This is a genomic window from Oceanimonas sp. GK1 (assembly GCF_000243075.1).
Classification (GTDB): Bacteria; Pseudomonadota; Gammaproteobacteria; order Enterobacterales; family Aeromonadaceae; genus Oceanimonas.
Genome location: NC_016746.1, coordinates 1 through 8,462 on the forward strand (window position 1 = coordinate 1; position 8,462 = coordinate 8,462).

Annotated in this window: 11 protein-coding genes; 7 read left to right on the forward strand and 4 right to left on the reverse strand. The window is 55.0% G+C overall.

Going from position 1 to position 8,462, the window contains the following annotated elements:
• Positions 1–664 precede the first annotated feature (664 nt).
• Entirely contained in the window at positions 665–832 is a 168-nt protein-coding gene (locus GU3_RS17250; protein WP_158308474.1) for a hypothetical protein, read from the reverse strand.
• Between the two features lie 524 nt (positions 833–1,356).
• On the opposite strand from GU3_RS17250, the gene GU3_RS16500 reads away from it, so the two are divergent.
• On the forward strand, positions 1,357–1,560 hold the full coding sequence (locus tag GU3_RS16500; RefSeq protein ID WP_014293671.1) for a hypothetical protein: 204 nt from the start codon (positions 1,357–1,359) through the stop codon (positions 1,558–1,560).
• An 821-nt stretch (positions 1,561–2,381) separates the two neighbouring features.
• Positions 2,382–3,317, forward strand: coding sequence for an integrase domain-containing protein (locus tag GU3_RS16505; RefSeq protein ID WP_014293672.1), 936 nt, complete (start codon positions 2,382–2,384; stop codon positions 3,315–3,317).
• 793 nt (positions 3,318–4,110) lie between these two features.
• Here the strand turns inward: GU3_RS16505 and GU3_RS16510 are convergent.
• From GU3_RS16510 to GU3_RS16520, 3 genes are all read right to left on the reverse strand, one after another.
• Positions 4,111–5,046 (reverse strand): replication initiation protein, encoded by a 936-nt coding sequence (locus GU3_RS16510; protein ID WP_014293673.1) that lies wholly within the window; start codon positions 5,044–5,046, stop codon positions 4,111–4,113.
• A gap of 238 nt (positions 5,047–5,284) precedes the next feature.
• Positions 5,285–5,776, reverse strand: a complete 492-nt coding sequence (locus GU3_RS16515; RefSeq protein ID WP_014293674.1) for a GNAT family N-acetyltransferase — start codon at positions 5,774–5,776, stop codon at positions 5,285–5,287.
• Positions 5,776–6,063, reverse strand: a complete 288-nt coding sequence (locus GU3_RS16520) for a DUF1778 domain-containing protein (RefSeq protein ID WP_014293675.1) — start codon at positions 6,061–6,063, stop codon at positions 5,776–5,778. Before GU3_RS16520 ends, GU3_RS16515 begins: the two co-directional genes overlap by 1 nt.
• Before the next feature lie 199 nt (positions 6,064–6,262).
• Here GU3_RS16520 and parA point away from each other — a divergent pair, with 199 nt between their 5' ends.
• The 5 genes from parA to GU3_RS17200 are packed head-to-tail and all read left to right on the forward strand — an operon-like array spanning position 6,263 to position 8,457.
• Complete coding sequence (gene parA, locus GU3_RS16525) at positions 6,263–6,892, forward strand: ParA family partition ATPase (protein WP_014293676.1); 630 nt, start codon at positions 6,263–6,265, stop codon at positions 6,890–6,892.
• Positions 6,889–7,113 (forward strand): hypothetical protein, encoded by a 225-nt coding sequence (locus tag GU3_RS16530; protein ID WP_014293677.1) that lies wholly within the window; start codon positions 6,889–6,891, stop codon positions 7,111–7,113. The genes parA and GU3_RS16530 overlap by 4 nt, the downstream gene beginning before the upstream one ends.
• Positions 7,114–7,132: 19 nt before the next feature.
• Complete coding sequence (locus GU3_RS16535; RefSeq protein ID WP_014293678.1) at positions 7,133–7,402, forward strand: hypothetical protein; 270 nt, start codon at positions 7,133–7,135, stop codon at positions 7,400–7,402.
• 1 nt (position 7,403) lies between these two features.
• The gene (locus tag GU3_RS16540; protein WP_014293679.1) at positions 7,404–8,135 is read left to right on the forward strand and encodes an HNH endonuclease family protein; all 732 of its coding nucleotides are present in this window, start codon (positions 7,404–7,406) and stop codon (positions 8,133–8,135) included.
• Positions 8,136–8,157: 22 nt separating this feature from the next.
• Entirely contained in the window at positions 8,158–8,457 is a 300-nt protein-coding gene (locus GU3_RS17200) for a hypothetical protein (protein ID WP_148265990.1), read from the forward strand.
• The last annotated feature ends 5 nt before the right edge of the window (positions 8,458–8,462 follow it).

An 8,462-nucleotide genomic window follows, 5' to 3' on the forward strand; every position in this document is an offset into this window, starting at 1 on the left:
CCGGCTCACTCGGAGGGGTTCACTATGGAACCCCTATTTGCAGCTGCAAACAGGGGAAAGATCATCGTTACAGGTTCACGGGAAAAGTGCTATTCCCGATTACCACGCAGATTTTATAACCGGCTTGCGATTGTATCAGCAGACAAGCCTCGTCCTGCCTGGGTTTGCGCAATAGGTGAAGGGATTTCTACATGGGGACAGCCTCCCTCCCCTTACAGAGTTGTGGCAAAACCCTCATTCCGACTCCCGCCGGCCAGACAGGACGTTCTGCAACGCTATACAGGTTGCTTGTAAATCCCGTAAATCAGCAGTAGCGTCGTCCCTGACCACACCTAGGTCGACGGCAATAGGTGAAGGGATTCCAACATTGGGTGGGGCCAGCGGCCCCACTTTTACACATGTGTAAATCCTGCAGGGGACAGATCGCCGTGAGTAGGTAGGTTTGGAGCGGAAGTTTGTCCCTCTGAAACCCGCAATCCCGCGCCATACCTGGGTTTTCGAGGATAGGTGAAGGGATTTCTACATTGGTGAGACTGATGACCCCAACTTTACAACCTCAAACAGCAAATGGATAAATGCGCTTTTTTAGCATTCCCCGTTGCACTCAGGTACGGTTCTAGTACAGTTTGCTTAACGAAAAAACCGCCCGAAGGCGGTTTGATCGTTATTCGTTTAGCAATTGAATCATGGCTCTCACCAGCTGCTGAATAGCGGTTGCCGCCGCTAAGTAGCTAGTGATGACCATGGCCACGGTTCTCACCAGATGCCAGATAGCAGTTGCCGCTGCTATGGCACTGGTGATGACCAGGCAGAGCTTATGAAATAGCTCCATGTCACCTCCTTCAAGTTTAAAGATCGCGCCCCGTTCAACGCAGTTACAAACATACGGCTTAGTTTACCAACACTCAACCCGCGCCGAATCTGGGCGGCTTGTGGATAATCTGTGCCAAGCTGTCCAAGGTTTGCGTTCACTAACTGCTTTCCCTTTGAGGCTTCGGCACTGGTTAAACACTGGTTTTTTTGTGGCCGGCGGAAAACTTTTTAAAAAATATTTAGCTTGCAAAGATTGCCTGTTTCTTGATCCGCGGGATCTTCCAGCAAGGTGCGCAAAATAGCCATTATGTTCAATCGGCCAGTTTGCCTTGGAAAACGCCAGCTTCGCGCTCAGGACGCGCCTGAAGCCCCATAGTAAGGCAAGTGCCACCCTCTGTCTGGCCAATTTCAGCCTGAAAGTTTGCCACGTTTTTCGAGCATTACGAGGGCCATTAAATGGAGCAGGTGGTTTCAGGTAGTTTGGTAGGTCTAAGGCCTGTTTTCATATTAAGCTCAACAGGACTAGATTCACCGGAGCCAACCATGACAGACCCCATTACAGAACTTTTCGGTAAGCCCGATTATTCGCACATAGCACGGGATACCAAGGCCACCATCAGCATCACGGCAGCGGAAATGGCTGCGATTTTGGAAGCCTACGACAACGGTTTAGACACACTGGAACCGCGCACCAAAACAGCCTTAGATTCGGTGGTAGCAAAACTCAAAGACGAGGTTTGGCCATAAGGGAGCCAGGCAGAGTGCCGGCGTTTTTCGCCGGCATTCCTGCCTGGCCGCCAAGCCGGCGAAGCCCGGCGCGGCAGAGCTGGACGACTCTGATCTGGCGGCGTACACTGTTCAGGACTAGCGGCACAGACCGCAGCCATGGCGACAAGAGCTGAGAATCGCCACTTGTGCTCACATACCAACACCAGCCATACACGGCACTTACACTTTGCGCGTATCGCGCGATCTCTCAATGCGCCCGATCTGGGCACATCCAATCAGCGGCCACTGCCGCAACCTGAAATATTCCTGGGCGCAGGAGTAATGAAACCCGGGGCCCATATTTTTAGCCCCCCCCCTTACCCGGAACCGACCCAGGAACGGGGAGCATATACATGGCCACAGGCCACCGACTAAATAGCCCGACAAGGGCCGAATAAAACGCAATCCGAAAACACCCATTACACCTGCAGGCCGCAGCCGAACTCTTAGCCCGTCTCTGTGCCAATGCACAGAGACGGGCCGGCATTAGGCCCGCAAACCAAACTCTGATGCGGCTTGCCGCGCTTCAACATGTGCGTGAAAACGCGTGAAAATCATCGAAAACAACGCCAATCCTGAACCATTCGCGACGTGGGACGCGCACCAGCGCACGCCTGACCAGCACCCACAGGATGGAAACGGCATAACAGGATCAAAAACAGGGAACGCAACACCTGACCCAAATCGTTGCACCACTCACGGCTGCCTCGGACGTTACCGAGAGCAAACATAACTTACCCAGAAACGTGGTTTTGAGTGGACGTGATTGAGAGTTACCAGGACAAAAATAGGAGCACCGGATGAGCCGAAATTACGGCCTCGGGACGCGGGATATGGCGAGCGCCGGCCGGATTGCCTTGAACCGGGCTGCCAGCCAAAAAAGCGCCTCATTTTCGACGGCTGCCACAGTGGCCGAGCGTTGGAAGCAGTTTACTCTGTACGCCAAAGAGCAGGGCGTGGGACGCATGGAGCGGATCACACCGGAGCTGGTTATTGCCTACGGCCAAACCTTGGCAGCCAAGGTGCAGGCCGGCGACAGTTCGGCTGCCTACGCGCAAAACTTGGTGAGCGCCGCTAACACCGTGATGGGATTGGTAAACGCAAATTGGAAATCCGTCAGCCCGACCAAGGATTGCCATATCCAATCACGCTCAACCATCCGTACCGAGGTGCCAGCAGGCGCAGATCGGGAGGTGGCAGACCGGGCCATTGCCGTGCTGCGAGACGCCGGCAAACCCCATGCTGCCGCCGTTGCGGAGCTGGCCCGGGAGCTGGGTTTACGCTCCAAAGAGGCCGCTCTGCTCGATGCCTCTAAAGCCGCCCAGGAAGCCATGAAAAAAGGCACGATACGAATCATTGATGGCACCAAAGGAGGGCGCCCACGGGAGCTGGCCATCACTAACGAACGCCAGATTGTTGCCCTGGTAAACGCTGCCACCCTGCAAGGCCATGAACGCGCCCTGATCCCCCCAGACCACAACTGGAAAACCTTTCGGGAAGGGGAATTAAGGAGCGGGCGCGGCCTGCTGCAGAGTCACGCCATAGTGGGCTATCACGATTTGCGTTCAGCGTATGCCTGCGAACGATATGAGGTGCTGACCGGGCAGGCCGCGCCGGTTTTTGGTACTCAAATCGGTGATCGGGAGCGGGATAGAGAAGCCCGGATGCAGCTCGCAAAAGAACTAGGTCATGGCCGCATCGACGTGGTTTCTGAGTACATCGGGGGGCGGAAATGAAGATTGTGCGTGAGGTCGAGCTACTGACCAGAGCATACGTTCGCAAAGGCGGGAAAGACAACCGCCGGCAGCAGCGTTCCCGAATGCTCGCGTTCGCGGAGCACTGCGCCAAGCAGGGCCAGAACTCTCTTGGTCAGATAGGCCGAGCGCATGTGGTGAGCTATTGGAAATCAACGCAGAACCTGAGTAACGCCACACGGTATAATCACTGGCGAGCCTTGGTAGTACTGTGGCAGCTGGCAGGAAAGCCAGAAGAACCCCCGAAACCCCGCGCCGTCTGAAGCAGGTCGCTCAATGCGGGGACATCCCTTCGGGAGCGGGGGACAAGCCATGGACAACAAATAAACGTTGCCCACAGCTTGCCTCCCCTTGTCCTTCGCTTCGCCCGCAACCGCTCCTCAGGGTAACAAAGCGCTCTATTATTTTTTTAGATTGTTTACTGTGCAAATAGCCCCCCCGGCGGGGCTATTATCTGATATGGCTTGTTTTGGATCACTTCACAGTCGACTTAGCAACGACTGCCAAAGACACAATAGCCATACACAACAGCGCAACTTTCTCAGCTTCAAGCTCTTTAGCTTTGTCTATCAGGGTAGATAGCGAGTCGAACATACATCACCTCTTTTATTTAGTAGAACGGCAATCACGGCACCAGCTTTGCTTAGTAACCGTCTGCTTCTGGTTTCGAAAACCGAACTTCTCTTCAAGCTCCTGGTATGTTTTAGCAGTGGTTTTATTACAGTGTGGGCACGTATGGGGTAACTTGATGCTTCCTGACATATCCGAATCCTCTTTAACGACTCAAACCAAGATACCGAGAAACTGACGCGGCTCCAATACCCAGTAACGCCGCTATCTCCCTGTTGCTGAGTCCCTGTGTCTTAAGAGACTTAACATCGTCAATAAAGTGGTCTTTTTTACTTGGCCTTCCACCACCTTTAGAAACCCTCCCTCCCTTACGGCCTTGTTCGGCCTGCCATGCACTGAATCCCTCTGGGCTCATGTTCCGGTGCGTCCATCGCGCCACACTCTTGGCGGTATGGCGTACCTCGTTGGCCGGCAGCGGCTGCTCAAACTGAGCGTTGTATCCGGTCGCTCTGTCCTGGACGGCGGCCAACCACGGGTTGAAGTCCGGCCAACCCTGACGAATGGCCCTGTAAGACCACTGGCTGAGCCGCTCGAACAGGGTGCAGTTACGGCCCAAGCCGTACTCCGGCAGGCGCTTGCGGCGGTCGCTGAACGGCGTCAGATCGACGTACTCCGATAGCCAGGCTAGATCATAAGGACGGGGTTCCCAGACCTGCACCTGCCAATGGCCGCTCAGGGGGTTCTTGCAAATGAGGCCGCCATAACCGGGGTCAGCGTCGAGCTTTTCGCGCAGCGCTGCCTCAACAGCGGCGGCATAGCGCAACGGAGCGACTTTACCGTCCGGCGCTGTTCGCACCGGCACATCGAGGCCGTAAATCAGATGGCCGTGATGGTTGTCATGGTTAATGACGGCAATATTCGGGGCCGGTGCACCTCGGTCATCCCAATCCAGTAGGGCACCAGGGCGATCAACATCAAACACTAGCCAGTAGCGATGGGTTGGCCCGTTGGGCTGAACGTAACGCGCCTGTGCAGCGCGAACGGCACCGGCGATAAACAGGCCGCTGTCGAGATCGTCGGTATGATAGGGCTTACGGGGTAGTCGCTCCCGAAACAGGTCAAGCTGTGCGCTACTGCTCAAGAACCACCGCGCTTATGGCGGTGCTGGGGTTGTCGATAGAGGGGCATGTGGTACACTCTCAGTAGGTTTTATGCCTGACCCCGGTACTGTCTCGACCCGCCAAGATTGAGGACAGTACCGGGGTTTGTCTTTTCTGGACAGTACGTTACACCAGAACTACCCGCATGATAACACCCCAACTATGGTAGCTATTGGAAAACTCCCCTCTTCCAGAAAAAGGGTTCTTCCTCCCAGCTATTCATTCAACCAATGCTTTCAAATCAGCAACCGTAATCATCAACGTCATTGGCTCTATTGGCGAAACATCAAAGCCCAGACGCTCGTAGAATGCTTTCGCGTCATTGTCCAATGCATGAACAATCATGCCCCGAATACCAACCAGATCCGCAGCTTGTAGCACGCGAAGAGAAGCATCGCGCAGCAACGCCCTACCTATCCCTTTTCCCTGCAGACTGGTATCAATCGCCAGCCGAGCCAACAGCACAACCGGAATAGGGTTAGGCATGTTTCTCCGAAACCGGCCAACGGCCAGATCAGGACCAATCGCACCGGTCGTCAGGGCATAGTAGCCCTTAACATGGTGCCCATCGCACAGCACATAAGTACGGCTGCCCCCATTCATCTGGTTCTTTAGCGCACGTTTACCCAGCCAGTCATTCAGGTTGCTTGAGCCACAATCAAAAGAGCGGGTGTCGTGGTGTGATCCCAATAGTTCTGGGGCACTCAGCATCACACCTCCCAGGGGGCAGGTGTGGACATGGTTTTACGCAACCGATCATTCGGGCTCGGTGCTTCATCCAGCCGTGCCAGGAATGCGTCGTACACTTCAGGGGACACCGAAACATAGGCTTGTTCCAGCAACGCATCAGCTGCCTCACGGCGCACAGCCCCCATGATGAACTCCGTACGTGTTTTACCGCAGACTTTGGCTGCTCGTTCAATCAAGGCCCGCTCATCATCACGGATACGCAGGTTCAATGTCTTATCGCGTTTGGCTTCCACATGTGCAGTGGCCATAACTATTACTCCTTCATTTGAGGTGCGGATCATACCTGCACGTAACGCCATTGTCATTACACAGTGTAGTCCAGCAAGCACAGTCCGAAAAAATACCTGCTGAGCGTGCCCATACGCGCAATCTCACAGAAAAACACATTTGCGATTTTACTTTTTTCTGTAAATACTGAATTTAATTTATCTCTCTTAGGCGCGGAACATGATCATCGGACTGCTGAATCAAAAAGGCGGAGTTGGCAAAACAACACTGGCTGTCAACCTTGCCGCCGAACTGGCCGGAACAGGCGCTCGCGTGCTGCTGCTCGATGCCGACCCTCAGGGTTCAAGCCTGGACTGGGCTGCAGCTCGCGAAGGAGACCCGCTGTTCTCTGTAGTAGGTTTGCCCAGGGCCACTATTCACAAAGAGATTGGAGCCCTGGGCCGTGACTATGACCATGTGGTCATCGACGGGCCGCCGCGGGTAACCGACTTAGCTCGCTCCGCCATCATGGCCGCCGACATGGTGTTAATCCCGGTGCAGCCTTCCCCCTATGACGTCTGGGCCGCCGCCGAGGTGGTAAAGCTCATCGAAGAAGCCAGCGTGTACAAGGACAACCTGAAAGCTGCATTTGTGGTTAATCGTAAAATCGCAAATACGGCGATAGGCCGGGATGTGGGCGAAGCCCTGTCCGGCTATCCGCTTCCTACCTTGGCCGCTAGCGTCACCCAGCGCGTGATTTTTGCCGAGGCTGCTGCCCGAGGCGAGTCAGTGCGTGAACTCGAACCGAATGGCCCAGCTGCCACCGAAATCGCGGCTGTGGCCGCTGAATTACTGGAGCAAAATCCATGACCAAGAAAGTATCCTTTGGCGCCAAACCGTCCGCGCAACCGGCCAACCCGGATCAGTGGGTGAAGGACCGCGCAGTCCAGGACAAAGAGCCGACCAAACGGCTGACCATCGACATTCCAGAAAGCCTGCACCGGGCTATCAAATCCCAGTGCGCCGCCCGTGGAGCTAAGATAGCCGACGAAGTGAGAGAGTTACTTTTACAGAAATACGGAAATCCGTAAAAACAGAAAGAGATAAAGAGTGACTAACTCTGCACGGTCCGCACAAGGCAAAGTGTGCGGACACCGTACCCAGGCAAAGCGGTTTGAAGACTACCCGCTTACCCTGGAACAAGCCGCCCGTTACGTAGGGCTGCCAATTTCTCTTCTTCGCCAAGGTATGACCGGCAAACTCATCGACGGCGTGAAGCCACCTAAGGTCTGGCAAATGGCGGGCCGAGTACCCTATTTCCAGGTGGTTGAGCTCGATCGCTTTATAGCAGACAGAAAAACGCAGCAGATCAAGGAGTGACATGACTCGTATCGTACGGACTTTCATCCTGGCCGCGGCCATTATCATCGCACTGCCCATACATGCCGCTATCAAGCAGTCTTCGTCGGGGATTTGCCACCCCCCTGAAAGCCCGCACTACGAGCGCACCAAAAACTTCCGGTCCTTTGACACCCTGGAAGCCTGCCTGAACGCAGGTGGCCGGCTGCCCAAGGGAATGTCCATCACCCAGGATAGGAGCAAACCCCGGGATACCGGCCGCTACAGCCGGGCGCAGTTCGGCCACGGCTGGGCTGATACCGATGGGGACTGCCAGAACAGCCGCCATGAAGCCCTGATCGCCCAGTCCACCGGCCCGGTTCGCTACAAGGACGGCAGGCAATGTCAGGTTACCGCGGGTCGTTGGATATCACCCTTCACCGGTGCCGTGATCCACGACCCGAGCAAGATGGATATCGACCACGTTGTGCCGCTGAAATGGGCCTGGGAGCACGGCGCCAAGCACTGGCAAAAACCCAAAAGAGAGCAGTTTGCTAACGACCCGGCTAACCTTCTGAGTGTTGAAGCCAGTCTTAACCGACAAAAAGGGGCAAAAGGACTAGATCAGTGGCTACCGCCAGCAAACCAATGCCAGTATGCGCTGCGGTTTATGCGGGTACTCAAGACCTATGATCTGGAACTCAAGCCACAAGAAAAAACGCGCTACGCAGACATTATGAGCGGTGCTTGCTCACGCTCAGTGGCAAAGGAATAACAACATAAAAAAGGAGTTAGGGATGAAAGCCATTCTTATTGCAATGCTGGTCGCCACCTCGTTTGGCACGTTGGCTCACCCGGGAAGAACCGCCTCTGATGGCTGTCACTACTGTCGGACAAACTGCAGTTCCTGGGGAGTTCCAGCAAACGCTAGGCACTGTCATGGTTTTGCCGATGAAAAAAAGCCAGAGATGATCATCTCAAAGCTGAACGACCTGGGTAACGAACATGCCAACTGGTCCCAGCACGCAGCCGGCCGCAGTACCATCGACCATGAACATGGCCACTCCCATGCAGACGAAGAGTCACACGCACACTAAGTTCT